The organism is Serratia sp. HNCC26DJ206 (genome assembly GCF_057180605.1).
On record NZ_JBXUGP010000121.1, the window covers coordinates 1 to 812 of the forward strand.

At 53.7% G+C, this 812-nt stretch carries 1 protein-coding gene; it reads right to left on the reverse strand.

All coding sequences use genetic code 11. From position 1 onward, the window contains the following. On the reverse strand, window positions 1–812 hold an 812-nt coding region (locus AC2A1E_RS24215; RefSeq protein ID WP_484385876.1), incomplete at both ends, for a fimbrial protein.

An 812-nucleotide genomic window follows, 5' to 3' on the forward strand; every position in this document is an offset into this window, starting at 1 on the left:
TCAGTGTCTGGAAATAACGAGCCTGAAAGTCGAAGGTTTCAACTCCACCGGTTGAGGTTTTCAACAGCAGATTTTGACCAATGGTCATTGGCGTACCGTTATACAGAATCTGGGCTCCCACGCCCTTGGCGACATCGGTATTGCCTGCGCCACTGAGTGCCAAGACGCTGGTATTCGCCGTATCGGTATTCTGGGTGCCTGACATTGAGACGTTAACATTGGTGCCGGCATTGCAATTCAGACCCAGGTTGAAGCTCTTGGTCCCTAGCGTGCTGCCCACACCGGTAAATAACCCGGCCTGCACGTTTCCCAGCGGTACTGAGATACTGGGCGTGCTCAAAGTACAGGCCAGTACGGTAATCGTCATGGCGCTGACATTGATCGGCACATCGGTGGCCCATCCACCACCGTCGGCAGCGCTGCTGCCGAGAATGAATGATCCGACCCTGCCGGAGAACACCCCTGAGCTCAGGGGGCCGGTTTTATACAGTTTTATCCTGGCCGAACCACTGTTGGAACTGAAATTCCCATTTTTTACCGAGCGCATAGCTAACTGATTAGGGTTGCCGTCTAGCGGTGCGTCGAGAGTCGATGGTAACCAGTAGCTCACCGTACCTGACTCGGTTGCTCCCAGCATAAAACCGAGTCCGGAATAGTTGCTCGTATAAATATTATTGCTACCCGACCAGAGAGCAGTGGTGGCCTTGAAACCAAAGTTCTGCCAGACATTGGGATAAATGGGCGTGCTGGGGCAGGTATAAATCACCTGCATCGGCGATGTCAGGACCACATCGCTCAGCGGATCGCCAACC